Raw genomic sequence first — 19,534 nt, 5'->3', positions numbered from 1 at the left:
CCCGAAAACCACGCTGCTTCGGCGCGACCGCACGCCTCAATGTCTCGCGCCCGAATTACTCGGGAGTTAACGCGCGTCGCGCTCCCTCTCCCGCATCCTCGAGCTTCGCCATGAGAAAGGGCGATTGCGACCAAATTGCGACGAGAGCTTCGCCGTCCGCCACACATTCGCCCAATGCGCCCGTGCGCCGGAATCGTGAGATGCGCCGATATCTTCACGATTATTCGCGCATTCACCATGTTTCGCGATCCGGCCGGGCGAGATCGACGATGCGGGTCTCCACCCGCTCGGAGCCGCGAAACACATTGGCGCCCAGCCGCGCGGCGACATGCAGCACACGCCCGCGGCAGTCCAGCAGCGCGTCGCCGACCGGCGTTCCCACGGCGCGAAAGGCGATGGCGTCGAGCCTCGTTCCATCGCCGGATTGGATCCGCGCCCGCACATGGGCGGAGCCGACCACTCCTGCATCGACGATGCGCTGATCCGGCAGGACGAAGAGCGGCTCTGGATTGCCGGCGCCGAAAGGTCCTGCCCGCTCGAGCGCGCGGATGAATTCGACGCTCGCGCCGCGCGCCGTCAGCGCGCCATCGACGAGCAGCGCATCGGCGTCGCGGGCGCGCTCGACATCCTCCTCCAGCGCGTCGTTCATAAAGGTGCGGAAGGCGTCGATTCGCTCGCTCGCGACCGTGACGCCGGCCGCCATCGCATGGCCGCCGCCCTTTTGCAGCAGGCCCTCCTCGACGGCCAGCCGCACCGTGCGGCCGAGATCGACGCCACTCGAGCCTCTACCTGAGCCTGAGCAAATTTCCCCCGTCTTCGCAATGACAAAGGCCGGAATCTTAAACTTGTCCTTTAGCCTCGAGGCGACGATTCCGACAATGCCGGGATGCCATCCTTCGCCGGCGACCACGAGGCAGGAAAGGCGATTGGAGCGCATGAGCTGGCGGTCCGCCTCGGCCTCCGCCTCCTCCAGAGTGGCCTTCTCCAGCGCCTGCCGTTCGACGTTCAGCCGGTCGAGCTCGGCGGCGATGCGCGCTGCCTCGACGGGATCACGCAAGGTCAGCAGACGCGCGCCCAGCGCTGCGTCGCCGATGCGGCCGCCGGCGTTTATGCGCGGCCCCAGCACGAAGCCGAGGTGATAGGCGCGCGGCGGTCCGTCCACCCGGGCGGCGTCCAGCAGCGCCGAAAGGCCGATGCGCGCGCGGCCCCGCATGACCGCGAGGCCCTTCACCACAAAGGCGCGGTTGAGGCCATGCAGCCGCGCGACATCGGCGATCGTCGCCAGAGCGACGAGATCGAGTCCGGCGAGCAGATCGGGCTGCGGCCGCGCGTCGGTCCAATGTCCGCGCCGGCGCAGCTCGCGGGCCAGCGCCGCGAGGGCGAGAAAGGCTACGCCGGCCGCGCAGAGATGGCCGAGGCCGGAGAGATCGTCGGCCCGATTGGGATTGACGACGATGGCGTCCGGCAGGACCTCCGGCGCCTGATGATGATCGATGACGATGACGTCGAGCCCCGAGGCCCGGGCCGAGGCGAGCGCGGCATGGCTGGTCGTGCCGCAATCGAGCGTCACCAGCAGGCTCGCGCCACGCGCCCTCAGCTCGGCGATCGCCTCGGCGTTGGGGCCATAGCCCTCGAGGATGCGGTCGGGAATATGGAGAAATGGCCGCGGGCAGCCCGCCGCCTCCAGAAATTCGACGAAAAGCGCGGAGGAGGTCGCGCCGTCCACGTCATAATCGCCGAAGACCGCGATCTGCTCGCCCGCCTCGACCGCCCGCGCCAGGCGCTCGACGGCGGCCTCCATATCCTGCAGCAGCAGCGGATCGGGCATGAGCGCGCGTAGCGTCGGATCGAGGAAGGCGGCGGCGGTCTCCTGCGTCACCCCCCGCCCCGCCAAGACTCGCGAGAGCGCGTCGCCATGGCCGTGAATCTGCGCGATGGCCGCCGCCTGGGCCTCGTCATGCGGGCGCAGCCGGGCGCGCCAGGCGCGGCCTGCGATCGAGCGCTCAACCCCTAGAAACAGCGGTCGGTCGCTCCCGGCGATTTTGTCCAGCATCGAAGGTCCGGCGACGAGAAGCGAATCGTGGAGGAAAAGCATCGCGGCCACGGTCCGGCCGGTCAATGCGGCGCAGAAGCCGTCCCCCGTCTTTACGTTGTTTCCCTCGCAGTTCCGGTCTCCCCCTCGCGCAAAGGCGGCTGCGCCCTCCCCGGCCAGGGTCGCGCTCGCTACGATCGGCGCATGACCGAAACGATTCGCCTCACGGCCGGCTCCGGCGATACGGCCGAAATCTCTCTGCTCGGCGCCGAGCTGGTCTCCTGGCGCGCCGGCGGCGTCGATCTCGTCTGGGAGCCGCAGCCGGATGTCTGGCCGCAGACGGCGCCGCTGCTGTTTCCGGTGGTGGGCTGGACGCGGGACGGAATCCGCGTCGACGGCGCCCGTTTTCCGCTCGGCCTGCATGGTTTCGCGCGCCACAAGCGCTTCACTCTGGTGGAGCGGTCGGAGGCGGCGGTTTCTTTGAGCCTCGAGGAGGACGAGGAGAGCCGCGCGCTTTTTCCCTTCGCCTTCCGCCTCGAGGCGCATTTCGCGCTGCGGCCGGGTGAGCTGCGCGTCTCCCTCGCCGCCGCCAATCGGGACGCCCGACCCCTACCCTACGCCTGCGGGTTGCATCCGGGGTTCCGCTGGCCATTGGACGGCTCGGCGGAGCCGCATGCGATCCATTTCGAGACAGAAGAGAGCGGCGAGGTCCCGGTCATCGCGCCGGGCGGGCTATTCTCCGCCCGCCGCCGCGCCGTCCCACTGGAGGAGCGGCGGCTTCCGCTTTCCGCCGCGCTTCTCGAGCAGGAGGCGCTGTGCTTCCTGCACGCGGCGAGCCGGCGTCTCCTTTACGACAATGGCGACGGGCTCGCGCTTTGCGTCGAGCTCGAGGATTTTCCTCATATCGCGCTATGGGCGCGACCTCCGGCCCCTTTCCTCTGCATAGAGGCCTGGACCGGCCATGGCGACCCCGAAGATTTTTCAGGCGATCTCTATGAGAAGCCGTCCATGCGAATCCTCGCGCCGGGCGAGCGGGCGACCCATGCCGCTACATTCCGCTTGGAGAGACGGCGGGCGAGCGAATAGGAATAATCCTTGCTTCCTCACACTCTATCGGCTAGCGCGGATTATTCGCGCGTAAAGGACGGGTCCGACATGAAATTCGCCGCCAATGTCATCGAAGCGATCGGCAATACTCCGCTCATCGAATTGAAGGCGGCGTCCAAGGCCACGGGCTGCCGCATTCTCGGCAAGGCGGAATTCATGAATCCGGGCGGCTCGGTGAAGGATCGCGCCGCGCTCTCCATCGTCCAGGCCGCTATTGCGGAAGGCTCGTTGAAGCCGGGCGGAACCATCGTCGAGGGCACGGCCGGCAATACCGGCATCGGCCTCGCGCTGGTCGCCAATGCGCTGGGCTTTCGCACCGTCATCGTGATTCCGCAGACACAGAGCCAGGAGAAGAAGGACACGCTGCGCCTTCAAGGCGCACAGCTGGTCGAGGTGCCGGCCGTCCCCTACGCCAATCCCAATAATTATGTGAAGCTCTCCGGCCGCCTCGCGGAGCGGTTGGCGAAGGAGACGCCGGAAGGGGCGATCTGGGCCAATCAATTCGACAATGTGGCCAATCGCGACGCCCATATTCGCGGCACCGGGCCGGAGATTTTCGCCGAGACGGAGGGCGAGATCGACGGTTTCGTCTGCGCGGTGGGCACGGGCGGCACGCTCGCCGGCATCGGCATTGCGTTGAAGGAGCGCAAGCCTTCCGTGAAAATCGCCATCGCCGATCCGCTCGGCGCGGCGCTCTATTCCTATTACACGAGCGGCGAGCTGAAGGCCTCGGGCTCCTCCATCACCGAGGGCATCGGCCAAGGGCGCATCACCGCCAATCTCGAGGGCGCGCCGATCGATCTCGCCTATCAGATCCCGGACACTGAGGCGCTGCCCATTCTCTTCGATCTCGCCGAGAATGAAGGCCTGCTTCTCGGCGGCTCCTCGGGCGTCAATGTGGCGGGCGCGATCCGCCTCGCCAAGGAACTCGGGCCGGGCCATACGATCGTGACCATCCTCGCCGATCTCGGCACGCGCTACGCCTCCAAGCTCTACAATCTCGATTTCCTGCGCGGACAGAATCTGCCGACGCCGGCTTGGCTCGAGCGGACGGGGACGATCGATCCGGGGTTCGTGTGACGAGGCGCGCGCGCTTTGTAAGCCATAAGATTCGCTCTGCGCCGACGATTTTCCGCCTGCGACAATCCCTTATGACCGCGCAGTCTCAAGGCCGGCCGCGATACGCTCGGCCTGCTCTATATCCTCCGGCCGGTTGACGTTGAAGAACGGATCATAGGGCGTATCGCTCCACTCGACCTGCGTATTGGCGTAGCGCTCGATGAAGCCCGAGACTTTGCGCAAATCCTCTTTCACCAGCGCATGGCGCAGTTCCTCGCGCAGCGCGACCGGCCATAGAGCGACGGCGTGATGCACGCGATCGCCGGATGTGGCGACGGCGATCTCCGCCTTCGCCTCCGCGCGCCCGCTGGCGAGACGCTGGGCGAGATCGAGCGGAACGAAAGGCGTATCCGCCGGAACGCTCAGCATGAGTGGAATATCCGGTAAATGCGCGGCGACATGATCGAGCCCGGCGAGCACGCCGGCGAGCGGCCCTGCAAACCCCTCCACCTCGTCCGGCACGATCGGCAGATGGAAGGCGGCGTAGCGCGCCGGATCGCCATTGGCATTGAGCGCGAGTCGCGCGCATTGCGGCGCGAGCCGGCGGAGGAGATGCTCGAGGATGGGCGCGCCGCCGACGGATATCAGCGGCTTGGCGACGCCGCCCATGCGCCGCGCCTGGCCGCCGGCCAGAATGAGTCCGAAACAGCGTGTCATCTTCCCCTCGCCCAGCGGCCCGCCTCAGAACCTATACCATAGGGCGCCGAGCAGGCCGCGCTCGGCGGAATCATTGACGCCGCGCAGCGAGGCGCGAACGCCGAGCTGCACGGCGACCTCGCGGGTGAGGTCGTAAACCGCGCTCACTTGAGCCTTTTGCGAGGACATGAAGGGCGCGGAGCCATTCCAAGGGGAAACGGATAGAAAGCTCTGCGCCAGCAGCAGCACGCCGTCGAACGGCCGCAGACCGAAGGTCATCTCGCCGCGTATCTCATCGCCGCTCTGGCCGAGAGAGCGATAGCCGAGCTGCATGTCGCTGAAGCCGGAAAGACCGAAAATCTCGATTGGCCAGCCCAATTGCAGACGCACATCCTCCTGCAATCGCCGCTTCATGTCGAGATAGGTCTGCGCGGCGGGCGTCGCGGCGCGCAGGCTCCCTTGCACGGAGAGAATCGTCGCCCCCCATTCGAGCAGCCGCAGGCGGGCGCCGATCCAGCCAGCGCCGAGCCCCTCGTAGCGTGCGCCGCCGCCGAGGCCGGGCGGCAGATAGAGCGGCGCGCCGGCGATCGCTTCGGCCGTCAGATATTGCAATTGCTCGAGCTGGCGCTGCTCGCCCGAGCCGCGGAAGCGCATGTAGCTCGACTCTGCGACGAAGGTGATCTCGTCGATGAGGCCATATTCGACATAGGCTTGCGTCTCGAATTTTGCATAGGAGGGCGCGGCGACGAGCTTGCCGCGCGAGTCATAGGCCTTATGGGCGTCGGCGAAGCTGGTCGAGAGGATAACGATCCCCTCGCCCGGCTTTTGTAGAAATGCGCCGGCGCGGCACGTCGTCGAATGCAGAAACGACAGAGCCGCGGCGCAGCAGCAGAAACGCGCCCATGAAAAACGCATGAAGGAAACGCCGCATCGACGCTCGAGCGCAAGGCGCAGTTCGAGCTACGAAAAGCTAAATTGAAATCACTTTGTCCACAAGCGGCGCCCGCTCCGCGCGCCGATTCATGGTGAACCACTGCGCATCAGGCCGAGAATGTCTTTCCGCGCCAGCTCACGCTCTCGAGCTTCAGATCGCCCTTGGCCTCGAAGGCGTCGGGACGCAGGCGCAGCTCGCCGTCGCTCATCTCCAGCCCCAAAAGCCCATAGGCGGCCGAGAGCATGCGCGCGGCGGCGCCCGTGTACCAACTCCAGCCGCCGCGGCCTTCATAGCCATCGCCCTCATAGACATCGGCCGGCTGCTGATGCGGCGCGAGGCCGTAGATATCGGCCTGCTCCGGCGTCGTGAGACGCGACAACGGCGAGATGGCGAACCAAGCCTCGAAGGCGCGCGCGAACAGCGCATCGGCCTCGGCGCGATCGCCGCGCTCGGCGGCCTGCAGCGCGAGGCGAGTCAGCGCGTCCACGAGCCAGGAGACGCCATGCGAATATTGGCCGCCATTCTCGCGCACGCCCGGCGGATATTCGGCGCTGCGGCCGGGATAGGGACGCGAATTCTCGTCGAAGAAAGGCGTCACCAGCAATATGCGATCCGGCCGCGCGAGCGCCGCCAGCGCATTGTCGAGCGTCTCCTTGCCGCGCGAAAAATCCACCGCGCCGGAGAGGATCGGCCAGGAGGCGGTCATGGCGCTCATCGGCGCCACCTCGCTGCCATCGTCCGCGTAGGCGCGCAGGAAGCGGTCGCCGCGCCAGCAGGAATCGAGCGCGGCGCGCAGCGCCTCGGCGCGCGCGCGATAGCGGACCGCCCTTTCGGCGTCGCCGCGCGCCTCGAACAAAGGCGCGATATCGGCCAGAATTCCATGCAGGAAGAAGCCGACCCAGACGCTCTCGCCGCGCCCTTGCGCGCCGAGCAGATTGAGGCCGTCGTCCCAATCGCCCGTGCCCATCAGCGGCAGGCCGTGGACGCCGAAGCGCTCGAGCGAATAGTCGATCGCTCGCGCGCAATGGCCGAGCAGGCTGTCCTTGTCGCGCGAGGTCAGCGGGACGCTGGCGTTTCCTTCCCGGTCGGGTGGCGTCAGCTCGGCCTCGAGGAAAGGCTCGATCGCATCGAGAATGGCGTCGTCGCCCGTTCCCTTCACATAGCGGATCGTCAGATAGGGCAGCCACAGATGCGGGTCGGAGGCGTGGGTGCGGTCGGCGATGCCGCAGCCGCCGTCCGGCGCGTCATGCCACCATTTGACGGCGTCGCCCTCGATGAACTGATGCGCGGCGTGCTTCAAAATCTGCGCGCGAGCGAGTTCCGGCGCGAGATGAATCAGCGGCAGCACATCCTGCAGCTGATCGCGATAGCCGGTCGCTCCCGAGCGCTGCGCCGGGCCGGAACGACCCCAAAGCCGCGAGACGAGCAGCTGATAGGGCAGCCAGTCGTTCACCAGCCGGTCGAACTCCGGCCGATTGGTCTTCACCCGCAGCACGCCGAGGCGCTGCTCCCAATCGCGCTTGGTCTCTTCCAGCGCGCGCGCGGCATAGGCCGGGTCGCTGGCGAGGGCGGCGAGTATCTTGGAGCTTTCGAGCGTCGGCGTCTGCCCCATGGAGACGACGACGAGCGACTCGCCATTGGCGGGAACGTCGATCGCGCCGGAGAAGCTCGCGACCTTGCGCTGATGCTCCGGCGCGCCGGCGTCCGGATGGCCGTGCTCCACCATATAGGGAAGCGCCGGATCGCGGCTCTCATGGCCGAGGAAGCGCCGCCGCGAGGTCTCGGCGAATTCCGCCGGAACCGAGGTGGAGACGAAGGCCCAGCCCTGGACGAAATTATTATCGGGATTGCGGAAGTAGAGCGCGCGGTCATTCTCGCCCGCGACCGCCTCGACACGGCCGAGGCTTTCGTTCGGCGTCTCTGCGAGGACGATCTCCATCGCTGGCGTGATCTGCAGCAGGCGCTCGTGATCGCGCCGATTGATGATGCGCAGCAGCTTGATTTCGACCGGCTGGTCCGGCGGGACGAAGACGGTCAGCTCCAGATCGAGATCGTCGCGGCTCGAGCGATAGATCGCATAGCCGAGGCCATATTCGACGGAATGCTCGGCGTCGCGCCGGCGCAGCGGCGCGAAAGTCGCCGAATGCGCGTCCTGACGGGCGAGGTCGTAGACATAGATGGCCTGGCCCGCCGGCGTCATGCGGCCCTCGCCCATGCGGAAGGGCGTCAGGCTGTTGAGCCGCGAATTGCCGTGGAAGGAATAAATATCGCCATGATTGCCGAGCACGGCGCCCTGCCCCACTGCATTGGCGATCACATGGGCGTAGAGCCGCGGCGTTTCCGGACGTAGCGTCAGGCTGCGGCCGTCCTCGGCGAAGGCGTAGCGATGCTCGGTCGGCGCTGGTGGGTGCAGCAGCGTGCGCTTGCGCGCCAGCGCCGTTTCCACGCTCGCGAAATCGAAGTCGCGGGAGAGATGCTTGGCGATCGTCCGTGTCGCGCTCGAAAGATCGCGCGCCCAGCCGTCGACGATGATGATCTCCGCCGCACCGCCGGCCGCGATCTCCAGCTCGGCGCGCAGGCTCGCGATCGGCTCGAAGCCGAACAGCAGGCCTTCGTCGGACGGATCGCGCGGCTTGTCCCCGTCTCGGAGACTGTCCGGCGCGCCAGCGGCGCCGAGGCCGTAGAAGCGCGCCTTCACATCCTCATAGCCGATGAGGCGAAGCCGCGTTCCTTCGCTGGCGCCGATCGCATGGAAGCCGACCTCGGGCGACAGGCGCCGATCGACGTCGCGGCGCGCGCCGCCCTTCAGCAGGCGGTTCTGCGCGATGATGGCGTTGAGACCGCCGACGAACCATGTGCCGATGTGAATGGCGTTATAGGCGGCGTCGCGCTGCTCGACGCCGGTCTCGTTCAGCACCCATTCGCGCAGGGTCGCGAGCATGATCTTGCGCGGGCGCTGCTCGAGATCGACGAGGCGCAGACGCGTGATCTCGACAGCTTCATCCGGCGCGAGCGCGATCTTCGCCTCTATGGCGAAGCCGCCTTGCTCCATCAGGAAATAGAGGAAAGTGCAGCCCTCGCTCTCCAGCGAGACCTTCTCGCAGCGAACGCAGGTCGGCGCGGAGCCGAGCGACCAGAGATCGCGGCCCTCCTCGCGGAAGAACAGAAAGCGTCCGCGCGGATGGGCGTGATCGTCCGGCCGGCGGGTTAGGTCGATCGGCGGCCCGCCGCGCGCGACGCCCTCGACGCGCATCGCGCCTTGCCCATCCTCGAACCATTGGCTGGTGACGAGGCCATTGGTCAGCTCGAAGGGCTTGGAGCCGGGCGCGCCGCCAGCGCCGGTAATGCCTTCCAGCGGCAGCTTGCCGGCCTTGGCGAGCTGTATCAGCAGGAAGATCACGAGCGCGATGGAGAGCGCGCCCGCATAGGCCATATAGCCGCCTATGAGATAGGAATAGGACGGCGGCCGCAGATGCGCCATGCGCTCGGCGGCGCCCCAGGCCTGATCCCATTCCGCGCCGCGTGGGATGTAGAAGGGCAGCAGCAGCGGCGCCCAGGTCGCGAAGCGGCGCAGGCCTTCCGGTATGGCGCGGCTTTTCTGCGCCTTGCCGATGAAGCGCGCGGCTTTCTCATCGGCGACATCGCCGCCCACGAAGGAGAGATTCACCAGCGTCGCGACGCGCAGACCCATATGGTCGAACCAGATCAGCACGCGGATGGCGTCATAGGCGAGCAGAGCCGTGAAGATGTCGAGGCTCCAGGCGCGGAAATCCTGGTCCGGCAGCGCGTGATTCATCCATATGGCGACGCCGGTGCGGATGAGACCGTCCTGATTGTACCAAGCGGGATCGGGCGAAGCCTTCAGGAAGGAATAGATGACTGGCGCCATCCACAGGCCCCAGCGCAGCACGCGCACGGCGTTCTCGACCAGCATGTCGAGACCTTCCCAGCTCGCGAGCTGGCGCAAAGGCGCGAGGCTGCGGCGCACCAGCGCCGTCAGGAAGAAGAGATTGATCGAGAACAAGGGCGCGGCGAACACCCATTGAATGACGCCCGACAGCGACTCGTCGAAGAAGAGGCGAACGCCGCCATCGACGAAGCCGAGATTTGTCGCGCCCCATTTGGAGAAGAGCGGGCGGATCACATAATCGGCGACCGGCCTTCCGTCGGCGGCGTAGCTCAGCGAGATATAGGCGAAGAATTTCTTGGCGATCGTCTCGAGCTGGCCGGCGTCGAGATACCAGGCGACGGCGCCGCCGACGAGGCCGCCCAGCAACGCGCCCAGCGCATAGACGCGCCAGCTGCGCAAATGCTGGCGGCGTTTCTGCTGCAGAGCATAGAGGTCGAAGCCCATGTCGACGCCCGCATAGGCGAGAAGACCCGCCCCGGCGCCGAAGAGGAAGCGCGCGCCGCCGTCCTCGCCCGGCAGGCCGAAGAGCAGCGCGAGACCGACCGCCGCGCCGGCGACGAGGCCGCGCGGGAAATTGGCGGTCCGCTTATATTCGTGCCGCAGCCGGGCATAGAAGGGCGGCGTCGAATCCGTGCTTTCGACGATGGCGCGCAGCAGCGGAAAAATTCCCGCGCCGATCAGCGCGCCGCCGACCGGCCCGGCAGCGACGACGAGTCCGAGCGCCGGAGGGAAGCTCACGATGAGCCCGGCGACCAGCAGCAGCGCCATGAAGACGAAGCCATAGACGGCGCCCTTGGCGGCGCCCGTCTTCCAATCGTTGAGCACGATGACGGGCAGAGACGGCGTCCCGCGCAGCATTCCCGCCATAGCCTGGGTGACGAGATAGGTCTCCCCCCAAAGGCCGGCCTGGGCGGCTGCGGCGAGCAGCGCGGCGATCACGATCGCGACCGGCGCCGGCAGCAAGGCGACATGGGGATGCGCGCCGAGGCTGGCGATCTCCGGCGTGACGGCGGCGATCAGAGCGGCGAGGATCAGCACGCCATGCGGGCGCCATTGCTGCGGCAGATAGCGGCCGAGCGCCAGCGGCGCGCCGATGATGACGGCCTCGTTCAAGAGAAAAACGATGATCGTCCGCGCCGCGATGACGCGCGCCGTCTGCGGAACTTCGAGGCCGAGGAAGAGCAGCCCGCCCAATTCGCCGATGACCCGCGAGCCGAGCGCGACCAGAAGGCAGAACAGGAAGGGCAGGAGGAATAGCGCCCCGCGCAGCGCGAAAGGCGAGCCGGGCAGGATGGCGACGCCGAGGAGATAGAGGCCGACCGCGGAGCCCGCGCCGATCGGCGTCAGCGTGAAGAGGCTCGAAAGCGTCTCTGGAGCGCGCCAGAGCACGCCCGCTGGATCGCAGAGCAAGGCCAGCGCGCCTATGGCGGCAAAATCAATGGCGAAATCGACGCCCTGGCGGATGCGCCCCTGCGCCGGCCGCAAAAGGAGCAGCGCCGTCGCGGCGAAAAAGCCGGCGACGAGCATATGCTCGCGGCCGCCGCCCGCCTCCATGGCCGAAACGAGCGAGCAGATCGCGCCGAATGCGACCCGCCCAAATCGCGCGCCTGCCGTCGGCAGGCCGGCTTCATGAGGCGCCATAGGGGTCTCCAGCTTGCGCGCGGCCAGCAGCGGGCTGTGGCCTCCTCCTGCGCGCGAATCTGCGGGCGCCCGCTCTCGTCGGCCGGAGATTTGCCGGATGGCGGCGCAAATGTCGACTCTTCCGCAAGCTCGGCCGTCGACGCGGCCGCTGCGACTGTCGCGGCCAGAGAGACGCCTCGCAAGGAACATCGTCAGAACACAGGCGCCGCCGTCTAATATTCGTGTCGAATTATCAGTATTATTCCCGATATCCTATTGGCGCGTTCGTAACGACGGCCATGCTTTATCCGCCTTTGCGGTCTAACCAGGACGCGCTCGCCTCCGATAATGGCTCGTTACATGAGAGCGAAGCCCCGGCCGAAGCTTCGCTGTGAGCGGCTCTTTCCGGTCGAAACTCGGTCGCGAGAAGGTATAATGGATGAGATGGCCATGCGGTCTTTCGTGCGAATGAGTGAGATGGACGAATCCAAAAGGGAGGGCCAGCCGGCGACGACGGGCGATGCGCCCGCCCCGACGGCGCTGGTGACGGACAGGCGGCCCGGCGAGCGGGGCTCCGGCCAGCGCGCGCTGGCCGTTGAGACCAAGGAGACCCGCGTCGCCAATCTGACCGGCGCGATGCGGCGGGCGCGGCTCGCCAACGCCGAGCGCTCGGGCGTTCTCGCCGATCTTCGCGACGCCGAGATCGCCCGGCTCGAGATTTTGCGGGACCATTTGGAGCCCGTCCTCGCCCAGGCGCCGAAGGATTGCGATCTCTTCGACATAGGCGTCTCACATGGCGATCGGCCGCGGCTCTTCATCGATCATGTCGGCTTCGTCGAGATGGGCCGCGACCGCCGCACCTATCGTTTCCTGCAGGACACGCGCAACGGCCGCGTCACCATAGGCGAAAGCGAAAATATCGCGACGGTGGTGGAGGCGATCACCGAATATATGGCGCATCGGCTGATAGAGCGGGAAAAAGCGCTGGCTTTCGATTTCGCCGGACAAGGCGGCGCCCGCGCCTTCACCGAGGAGGCGGCGAAGAAAAAGCAGCTGGCGGCCCCCAAGGCGAGCCTGCCCGTCCTGCCCCGCCCGGGCGGAATCGGCGAAAAGCTCTATCGTGCGGTTTTGTTCCTGGCGCAGGGCGCGGGCGCGGCGGCGTTCTTCTTTCTGCTGTGGCAGCTCGGCGTTCACGCCATCCCCTATTTGCCGCGTTGAGGCTTCAAAGAGCGAGCGCGTCCAACTCCTCTATCGTCTCGCCGTCCGCGCCCAATCCGCGAGAGCGGGCGGCGATGGAGATTTTGTCGGCCTCGCGCTCGATGGAATAGAGATTATAAGCGGCGCGAGGATAATGCGCGCCCGCCTTGGCCGAGGCGGAGGCCACGCCGATGACCGGCGTCTCCCCATGCGCGCCGGGCAGGCGATGCAGGCTGATCTTGTGATTATGGCCGTGCAGGATCAGCTCGGCGCCGTGACGGGCGATGATCGCCTCCAGCTCGGCGGCGTCATCGAGACCGCGCAAAAGCTTGGCGCCGCCGCGATGCGGCGGATGATGCAGCAGCACGATCCGCGCCAGCCCTTCGGCCTTGGTCTTGTCGAGCAGCGCCGCCAATTTCTCGCGCTGCTCGGCGCCGAGCCGACCGGAGGCCACGAAAGGCGCCGTCGGCACGGCCGAATCGAGACCGATGAGCGCCACCCCGCCGCGCCGCCGCAGATAGGGGAAGCCGGCGCCCTCCTCCGATGTCGTCCAAGGCGCGAAGGTCTCGGCGATACGGGGCACGGCGGCGGGAACATAGGCGTCGTGATTGCCGGGGGTGAAGCTCACATGCTCCGGGCTGCCGAGGCCCGAGAGCCAGAGCCGCGCCGCCTCTATCTCGGCGTCGAGCCCGATATTGACGATATCGCCGGTCATCACGACATGGTCGGGCTTTTGCGCTTCCATATCCGCGACGAGCCGGCCGAGCAGGCCCATGTCATGCGCCTCCGCCCGCTTATTGATCCAATTGGCGTAGCCGGTGAGCCGCTTGCCGGCGAGCTCGCGCAGGCTCGGCCGCGGGATCGGCCCGATATGGGCGTCGGAGAGATGAGCGAGCAGAAACGCCATTGGCTAGCCTCACGCGCCGCCGATGAGTATGCCGGCCGCGAGCACGATCGCGCCGCCGAGCACGATCTGAAACACCGCCTGCAGGAAAGGCGTGTCCATATAGCGCGCGCGGATGAAGGCGATCGCCCACAGCTCGAAGAAGACGACCGCGCCGGCGATGGTCGTCGCTATGGCGAAACTGTCGGGGATCGCATCCGGCACGAGATAAGGCAGCGTATGGCCGAGGCCGCCGAGCGTCGTCATCAGCCCGCAGACGCTTCCCCGCAGGATCGGCGAGCCACGGCCGGTCAGCGAGCCATCGTCCGAGAGCGCCTCGGCGAAGCCCATGCTGATGCCGGCGCCGATGGAGGCGGCGAGGCCGACGAGAAAGGTCTCCCAATTATTATGGGTGGCGAAGGCGGCGGCGAACAGCGGCGCCAGAGTCGAGACCGAGCCGTCCATGAGCCCGGCGAGGCCCGGCTGCACATATTGCAGGATGAAGAAGCGCCGATAGGCGAGATCCTCCTCCTTTTTCGCGCCGGGCGTGAGGATTTGCGAGCCGAGACGCATGGCGAGAGTCTCGTGCCCCTGCTCCGCCGCGGCGAGATCGCCGAGCAGCTTGCGCACGCCGACGTCGGTCGCCCGTTCCGCCGCGCGCTGATAGAAGAGCGCGCTCTCATATTCCATGACCTCCGCTTCCTTGCGGATCGTCTCGAGCGAGAGATTGCGGGTCAGCCAGATCGGCCGGCGGCGCAGAAAGCCCTTCACATCCTCGCGCCGAATGGGCGGCAGATTGGGGCCGAAACGCTTTTGATACAGGTTGAGCAGCGCGTGGCGATGGGCGGCCTCCTGCTCGGCCATTTCCTCGAAGACACTGGCCGAAGAGGGATAGCGCTCGGAGAGGTCTTCGGCGAAGCTCTGGTAGATGCGGCCGTCCTCTTCCTCGGAGGCGATGGCGACGGCGAGAATTTCACGTTCCGTGAGGTCGCAAAAGGATTTCAATCTGGCGCTCCTTGCGCAGGGCGGAACGGCGGCGCTAGTTAGCTCTCGGCGTCGCGCCGGCGACGATTTGGAGCGGTTCTAGAGTGTCGAAACATGGAACGCCAGAAATTTGAACCGACGGCCGCCGCACAGGCGCCGGGTCGATGAGCGAGTCCGGCTGGCGAACGCTGCTGACGACGCGGCTCGTCGTGCTCGCGGCGACGGTGATACGGCCGATGACGCTCGGCGTCCGCGGCCTCGTCGTCGACGCGGACCGGCGCGTGCTGCTGGTGCGGCACACCTATATCTCGGGCTATTATCTGCCCGGCGGCGGCGTCGAGCCGGGCGAGACGCTCGAGCAGGCGCTCGCCCGCGAGCTGGCCGAGGAAGGCAATATAGAGCTGGAGGCGCCGGCGGAACTGCGCGGCGTCTATCTCAACCGCCGCATCTCCAAGCGCGACCATGTGGCGTTTTTCGTCGCGCGCGCCTTTCGTCAGACCGCGCCGCGCCCGCCCGACCATGAGATCGCCGAGGCGGGCTTCTTCCCGCTCGACGCCCTGCCCGAAGGCGCGACTCCGGCGACGCGGGCGCGCATAGCGGAGGTGTTCGGCGGCGCGACAGTCTCGCCCTATTGGTGAGCAGCCAGCCTCTCCACATCCCGCCAACCATAGGCGACCTGCGGAACGCCGCGCCAGGAGAGCTCGCGACCGAAGCGGCGCCCGCCCAGCGCCTCATAGAAGCGGCGAGCGGGGAGATTTTCGCGCAGCACCACGAGGCTCGCCCATTTGAGGCCGCTAGCGCGCATCTCCTCCGCCATCAGGCGCAGCAGCGCGCCGCCGAGCCCGCGTCTCAGCGCGGAGCGGCGCAGATAGATGGCGCAAATCTCGCCGCCGCGGCCGAGCCGCCCGCCGAGCGCGAGCTCATGCGCGCGCCAATGGGCGAAACCCGCCGCCTCTCCGGCGGCGTCCATCGCCAGAGTGACGCGGCCTCCCTGCGTCTGAAAAACCCCGCGCCAATGATCGAGGCGCTCCTCTAGCGAGAGGGCGGCGAAGGTCTCCGCCGGCAGCAGGCTCTCATAGGTCTCGCGCCAGCAGGCGAGATTGAGCGCGGCGAGCGTTTGCGCATCCGCTTCCGTCGCCGCGCGTGACGAGAATTCGCTTACCAAGGCTCCCTCACCAAGACTTGCTCACCAAGGCTTGGCCGGCGGCGGATCGATGAGCAGGCCGAGATCGCGCCAGCCATAGGCGACCTCCGGCACGCCGCGCCAAGCGCCTTCGACGCCGATCTTGCGACCGCCGAGCTTCTCGTAGAATTTCCGCGCCGTGAAATTATGCCGCAGCACCCAGAGGCTCCCCCATTCGATCCCGCGCTCGCGCAGCGCCTGCGCCATGACGCGCATGAGACAGCGGCCGGCGCCGAGGCGCTGCGCCTCCTTCAGCAGATAGATCGCCTGGAATTCGCCGGCATAGCCGCGCTCGCCGAGAATAGCGCTCTGCTGCGCGCCGCTGGCCGCAAAGCCGATGGCGGCGCCGTCCTTCAGCGCCAAAAACACGCTCGGCGGCGGCTGTTGCGGCCCGCCGCCGCCCAAGGTCTCACCCCATTGCGCGAGGCGCGTCTCGAGCGTGTATTCCGCGAGAATTTCCGCCGGCGCCAGAGGCGTATAGGTCTCCGCCCAGCAGGCGACATGGAGGGCGGCGATCGTCTCTGCGTCCGCCGGCGTCGCTGGTCTGATCTCGATCGCATCCATGCGCGCGTTTTCAGCAAGACTCGGGCCGGTCGCGGTCTTTGCCGACCGGGCGGCCCATGTTATGCGCAGCCATGATCGATCTCGTCATCCGCTTCTCGCCGCAGACGCCGGCCGATGCGCCCCAAATCGAAAAGCTCGAGGAGCGGGCTTTCGGTCCGGGGCGATATGCGCGCACGGCCTATCGGCTGCGTGAGGGCGTCGGAGCCGATCTCTCCCTCTCCTTCGTCGCCCATGTCGGCACGCTGCTGGTCGGCGCCAATCGCATGACGTCCATCCTCATCGACGAGGCCCCGGCCCTGCTGCTCGGCCCGCTGACGGTCGAGCCGGCCTTTCGCTCGCAGGGGCTCGGCGAAGCGCTGGTCAAGAAATCGCTGGACGCCGCCCGCGACGCCGGTCACGGGCTGGTGCTGCTGGTCGGCGACATCGACTATTACGCCCGCCTCGGCTTCGCCCGCGTGCCGCATGGCAAGATCGTCATGCCGGGGCCGGTGGACGCCCGCCGCCTGCTCTATTGCGAGCTGCGCGAGGGCGCCTTCGACGCGGCCAATGGCAGGATGCGGCGGCTGTGACCTCTCCGACGAGGCGCCGCGCATGACAGCGCCGCGCCCCCTCCTCGCCCGTTATGAGAAGCTGGTCGCCAGCGGCGCGCTGGAGCGCGATCCCGCGCAGCTCGCTGCGCTCCAGCGGCTGGAAACGCTGGCGCGCGAGCTGACGCGCCGCCCCGCCGCCCCTTCGCCCAACGGCCTCGCCGCGCGGCTACGCGGGCTGCTCGGACGGCGCGCAGCCTGCGGCGCTCCGCGCGGACTCTACATTCACGGCCTCGTCGGGCGCGGCAAGACGACGCTGATGGATCTCTTCTTCGCCGAGCTTCCGCTCGCCGCCAAGCGCCGCGCGCATTTTCACGATTTCATGGCGCAGGTTCACGCGCGTCTGCTCGCCGCGCGCCGCAGCGCCGCGCCCGATCCGCTGGCGCATGTGGCGCAGGAGATCGCGCGCGAGACGCGCGTGCTCTGCTTCGATGAATTCGCCGTGACCGACATCGCCGACGCGACCATTCTCGCGCGTCTGTTCACACGGCTGCTCGAGGACGGCGTCATCATGGTGGCGACCTCCAATGTCGAGCCGCGCCGCCTCTACGAAGGCGGCCGCAATCGCGATCTCTTCCTGCCCTTCATCGCGCTGATCGAGGACAGGCTCGATCAGCTGCGTCTCGACGCGCGCGCCGATTTTCGTCTCGAGAAGACGCTGCTCGACGAGACCTTCTTCACGCCCGCCGACGCACGCGCCCGCGCGGCGATGGATGCGCTGTTTCTGCAGCTGAGCGGCGTCGCCATTGGCGCGCCGAGGACGCTGCGCGTCGCGCGCCGCGACATCGCCGTTCCGCAGGCCGCGGGGCGCGTCGCGCGCTTCTCTTTCGAGGAGCTGTGCGCGCGGCCGACCGGCGCCGCCGATTACATGGCGCTCGCGGAAGCCTTCGACACGATATTCATCGACGCGGTTCCCAAGATGAATTTCGAACGCCGCAACGAGGCCAAGCGATTCATCACGTTCATCGACATTCTCTATGAGAAGAAAACGCGGCTGATTCTCTCCGCCGAGAGCGAGGCGCTGGATCTCTATCACGCGCCGACGGGACATGAGGCGCAGGAATTCGCGCGCACAGTGTCGCGGCTGATCGAGATGCGCTCGCGCGATTATCTCGCCGCGCCGCATGCCGGCGCCGTGGAATAACCGACTCCCGCGTTCTGGCGGAATCGGATAGGCCTCGCATTCGCAGCCAGATTTTTTCGGCGCGGTCGAAAGTGCTTTTCGTCGTCTCGTTTCAATCTATGTTTTCGAAAAAGAGGCTTTCCTGCTCCTGGTCGCGACATTGCGGCGCGCGCTCGCGGCCGCTCTCACGGCCGGCGGCGTCGCGGTGATGCTCGCCGTCGTCCCCGCATCGGCGCAAGAGGACGATTCCAGCGCGCTGCTCGGATGGCCTGCATCGCCCGCCTCGCGCGCGCCTGCGTCATCTGGCTCGGACAAGAAATCCAACAGCAAAGCCAAGTCGCCGCCGTCCTGGCTCGACGCATTGACGGTGACGGGCTTCGTCGAGGCCGGCTCCACCTTCAATTTCGACAATCCGTTCAACAAGCTCAATTGGGGCCATCTGTTCACCGATCGCGCCAATCAGCCGCAATTCAACGCCGGCGTGCTCACCATGCAGCGCCTGCCGGATCCAAAGGCGAGGAAGGACTTCGACTTCGGCTTCAAGATTCAGACGATGGTCGGCTCCGACGCGCGCTACACGCATTTTATGGGGGAGCTCGATTATGCGATGCGCGACCGCACGCAGCTCGACATTCTGCAGGCTTTCGCGACCGTGCATCTGCCGTGGATCACGGACAATGGATTCGATGTGAAGATCGGCCAATTCGTCACGCTCGAGGGCGCCGAGCTGGTCGACAGCATTTTCTACAGCCATTCCTATATTTTCAATTTCGGCATTCCGCTCAAGCAGACCGGCGTGATGATCTCCTCCGATCTCGCCTCCTGGCTTTTTGTCCATGCGAGCGTGATGTCGGGCGATAGCGCCAGCCTCGGCTGGCCCGGCGACAACAACAGCGCCGCCTCATTCCAGGCCGGCCTGCGCATAAAGGCCTTCGACGACAGGCTGACCATTCTGGGGACGACTCACATCGGGCCGGAAGATCCGATGCAGCTCGATCCGCTCGGCGTCGGTTGGCCGAACATTCCGTATGAATGCGCCTGCGATCCCAATCGGGCGCTGTCCTACAGCAATGATGTGACGCTCACCTGGAAAGCGACGGATCGGCTCACTCTTAGCACAGACATAAACTATATTCGCGACGATGGATGGAACGCGCTCTCGGTGACGGGACTGTCCGAAGGCGCGCTGCGCCGGCTCGCCGATATCTACGGCTTCGACGCCAAGCTCATTCCGCGTCGCCCGCGCGGCGTCAACGGCTATGGCGTCGCGCAATATGTTTCTTACAAGATCGACGATGTGCTGCAGCTAAACGGCCGCGTGGAATTTTGGCGCGACCATAGCAATTTCTTCGTCGGCGCCTATCCCGGCTATTTCGATTACACGAACATAGAGCATGGCTTCTACACGCCCTCGGCGATCTTCCAGCCCGAGGGGCGCGGAACCAGCTATTTCGGGATCACCGCCGGGCTGACGATCACGCCGGAAATCCCCAAAGGTCTGCCGATCACCCGCCTGTCCCTGCGGCCGGAGCTGCGCTACGACGCATCGCTGACCGGCGCGGCGCCCTTCTTCGGCGCGAGCGGCTATCGACGCTCGACCGGCATGTTCGCGATGGATGTGATCGTGCCGTTCACGCTGAAGTGACGGCGGGCAA

General features: G+C 66.9%; 15 protein-coding genes. 7 read left to right on the top strand and 8 right to left on the bottom strand.

Annotated features, from left to right (window positions below):
* Window positions 1–232: 232 nt before the first annotated feature.
* Entirely contained in the window at window positions 233–2,053 is a 1,821-nt protein-coding gene (recJ, locus tag METLW3_RS0110910; protein ID WP_024879946.1) for a single-stranded-DNA-specific exonuclease RecJ, read from the bottom strand.
* A 183-nt stretch (window positions 2,054–2,236) separates the two neighbouring features.
* Between recJ and METLW3_RS0110905 the strand changes: the two genes are divergently transcribed.
* Entirely contained in the window at window positions 2,237–3,118 is an 882-nt protein-coding gene (locus tag METLW3_RS0110905; RefSeq protein WP_024879945.1) for an aldose epimerase, read from the top strand.
* A gap of 69 nt (window positions 3,119–3,187) precedes the next feature.
* Window positions 3,188–4,219, top strand: a complete 1,032-nt coding sequence (locus METLW3_RS0110900; protein WP_024879944.1) for a cysteine synthase A — start codon at window positions 3,188–3,190, stop codon at window positions 4,217–4,219.
* A gap of 69 nt (window positions 4,220–4,288) precedes the next feature.
* On the opposite strand, the gene mobA is transcribed toward METLW3_RS0110900, so the two are convergent.
* The 3 genes from mobA to METLW3_RS0110885 form a co-directional block, all read right to left on the bottom strand.
* The gene (gene mobA / locus METLW3_RS0110895) at window positions 4,289–4,915 is read right to left on the bottom strand and encodes a molybdenum cofactor guanylyltransferase MobA (RefSeq protein WP_024879943.1); all 627 of its coding nucleotides are present in this window, start codon (window positions 4,913–4,915) and stop codon (window positions 4,289–4,291) included.
* Window positions 4,916–4,939: 24 nt separating this feature from the next.
* Window positions 4,940–5,809: a hypothetical protein gene (locus tag METLW3_RS0110890; RefSeq protein WP_024879942.1), complete on the bottom strand. Its 870-nt coding sequence runs from the start codon at window positions 5,807–5,809 to the stop codon at window positions 4,940–4,942.
* 125 nt (window positions 5,810–5,934) lie between these two features.
* Entirely contained in the window at window positions 5,935–11,379 is a 5,445-nt protein-coding gene (locus tag METLW3_RS0110885; protein WP_024879941.1) for a glycosyl transferase family 36, read from the bottom strand.
* A gap of 456 nt (window positions 11,380–11,835) precedes the next feature.
* Between METLW3_RS0110885 and METLW3_RS0110875 the strand changes: the two genes are divergently transcribed.
* A complete protein-coding gene (locus tag METLW3_RS0110875) occupies window positions 11,836–12,576 on the top strand; it encodes a hypothetical protein (protein ID WP_245267309.1) in 741 nt (246 codons plus the stop codon).
* 4 nt (window positions 12,577–12,580) lie between these two features.
* Here METLW3_RS0110875 and METLW3_RS0110870 read toward each other — a convergent pair whose 3' ends face one another.
* Together METLW3_RS0110870 and mbfA are read right to left on the bottom strand one after the other, a co-directional pair.
* Window positions 12,581–13,462 (bottom strand): metallophosphoesterase, encoded by an 882-nt coding sequence (locus METLW3_RS0110870; RefSeq protein ID WP_024879938.1) that lies wholly within the window; start codon window positions 13,460–13,462, stop codon window positions 12,581–12,583.
* A 9-nt stretch (window positions 13,463–13,471) separates the two neighbouring features.
* Window positions 13,472–14,443: an iron exporter MbfA gene (mbfA, locus tag METLW3_RS0110865; protein WP_024879937.1), complete on the bottom strand. Its 972-nt coding sequence runs from the start codon at window positions 14,441–14,443 to the stop codon at window positions 13,472–13,474.
* 143 nt (window positions 14,444–14,586) lie between these two features.
* On the opposite strand from mbfA, the gene METLW3_RS0110860 reads away from it, so the two are divergent.
* Window positions 14,587–15,060, top strand: a complete 474-nt coding sequence (locus METLW3_RS0110860; protein WP_024879936.1) for an NUDIX domain-containing protein — start codon at window positions 14,587–14,589, stop codon at window positions 15,058–15,060.
* Here METLW3_RS0110860 and METLW3_RS0110855 read toward each other — a convergent pair.
* Window positions 15,051–15,587: a GNAT family N-acetyltransferase gene (locus METLW3_RS0110855; protein WP_024879935.1), complete on the bottom strand. Its 537-nt coding sequence runs from the start codon at window positions 15,585–15,587 to the stop codon at window positions 15,051–15,053. The two genes, METLW3_RS0110860 and METLW3_RS0110855, sit on opposite strands and share 10 nt — an antisense overlap.
* Before the next feature lie 21 nt (window positions 15,588–15,608).
* Entirely contained in the window at window positions 15,609–16,169 is a 561-nt protein-coding gene (locus METLW3_RS0110850) for a GNAT family N-acetyltransferase (protein WP_024879934.1), read from the bottom strand.
* Between the two features lie 71 nt (window positions 16,170–16,240).
* On the opposite strand from METLW3_RS0110850, the gene METLW3_RS0110845 reads away from it, so the two are divergent.
* The 3 genes from METLW3_RS0110845 (at window position 16,241) to METLW3_RS0110835 (ending at window position 19,524) form a co-directional block, all read left to right on the top strand.
* The gene (locus tag METLW3_RS0110845; protein ID WP_024879933.1) at window positions 16,241–16,738 is read left to right on the top strand and encodes an N-acetyltransferase; all 498 of its coding nucleotides are present in this window, start codon (window positions 16,241–16,243) and stop codon (window positions 16,736–16,738) included.
* A gap of 22 nt (window positions 16,739–16,760) precedes the next feature.
* The gene (gene zapE / locus METLW3_RS0110840) at window positions 16,761–17,900 is read left to right on the top strand and encodes a cell division protein ZapE (protein ID WP_024879932.1); all 1,140 of its coding nucleotides are present in this window, start codon (window positions 16,761–16,763) and stop codon (window positions 17,898–17,900) included.
* A gap of 139 nt (window positions 17,901–18,039) precedes the next feature.
* Window positions 18,040–19,524 carry an outer membrane beta-barrel protein gene (locus tag METLW3_RS0110835; RefSeq protein WP_024879931.1) on the top strand — a complete coding sequence of 495 codons (1,485 nt, stop codon included), beginning with the start codon at window positions 18,040–18,042 and terminating at the stop codon, window positions 19,522–19,524.
* The last annotated feature ends 10 nt before the right edge of the window (window positions 19,525–19,534 follow it).

The organism is Methylosinus sp. LW3 (assembly GCF_000527115.1).
Lineage (GTDB): Bacteria > Pseudomonadota > Alphaproteobacteria > Rhizobiales > Beijerinckiaceae > Methylosinus.
Note: the sequence above shows the minus strand (reverse complement) of the source record. Positions and strands in the feature narration are given on the sequence as shown.

What these genes read in the sequence shown, in the direction of transcription:
- recJ (WP_024879946.1), bottom strand. Translation starts at nt 2,053, where the DNA reads ATGCTGGACAAAATCGCCGGGAGCGACCGACCGCTGTTTCTAGGGGTT.
- METLW3_RS0110905 (WP_024879945.1), top strand. Translation starts at nt 2,237, where the DNA reads ATGACCGAAACGATTCGCCTCACGGCCGGCTCCGGCGATACGGCCGAA.
- METLW3_RS0110900 (WP_024879944.1), top strand. Translation starts at nt 3,188, where the DNA reads ATGAAATTCGCCGCCAATGTCATCGAAGCGATCGGCAATACTCCGCTC.
- mobA (WP_024879943.1), bottom strand. Translation starts at nt 4,915, where the DNA reads ATGACACGCTGTTTCGGACTCATTCTGGCCGGCGGCCAGGCGCGGCGC.
- METLW3_RS0110890 (WP_024879942.1), bottom strand. Translation starts at nt 5,809, where the DNA reads ATGCGTTTTTCATGGGCGCGTTTCTGCTGCTGCGCCGCGGCTCTGTCG.
- METLW3_RS0110885 (WP_024879941.1), bottom strand. Translation starts at nt 11,379, where the DNA reads ATGGCGCCTCATGAAGCCGGCCTGCCGACGGCAGGCGCGCGATTTGGG.
- METLW3_RS0110875 (WP_245267309.1), top strand. Translation starts at nt 11,836, where the DNA reads ATGGACGAATCCAAAAGGGAGGGCCAGCCGGCGACGACGGGCGATGCG.
- METLW3_RS0110870 (WP_024879938.1), bottom strand. Translation starts at nt 13,462, where the DNA reads ATGGCGTTTCTGCTCGCTCATCTCTCCGACGCCCATATCGGGCCGATC.
- METLW3_RS0110860 (WP_024879936.1), top strand. Translation starts at nt 14,587, where the DNA reads ATGAGCGAGTCCGGCTGGCGAACGCTGCTGACGACGCGGCTCGTCGTG.
- METLW3_RS0110850 (WP_024879934.1), bottom strand. Translation starts at nt 16,169, where the DNA reads ATGGATGCGATCGAGATCAGACCAGCGACGCCGGCGGACGCAGAGACG.
- METLW3_RS0110845 (WP_024879933.1), top strand. Translation starts at nt 16,241, where the DNA reads ATGATCGATCTCGTCATCCGCTTCTCGCCGCAGACGCCGGCCGATGCG.
- zapE (WP_024879932.1), top strand. Translation starts at nt 16,761, where the DNA reads ATGACAGCGCCGCGCCCCCTCCTCGCCCGTTATGAGAAGCTGGTCGCC.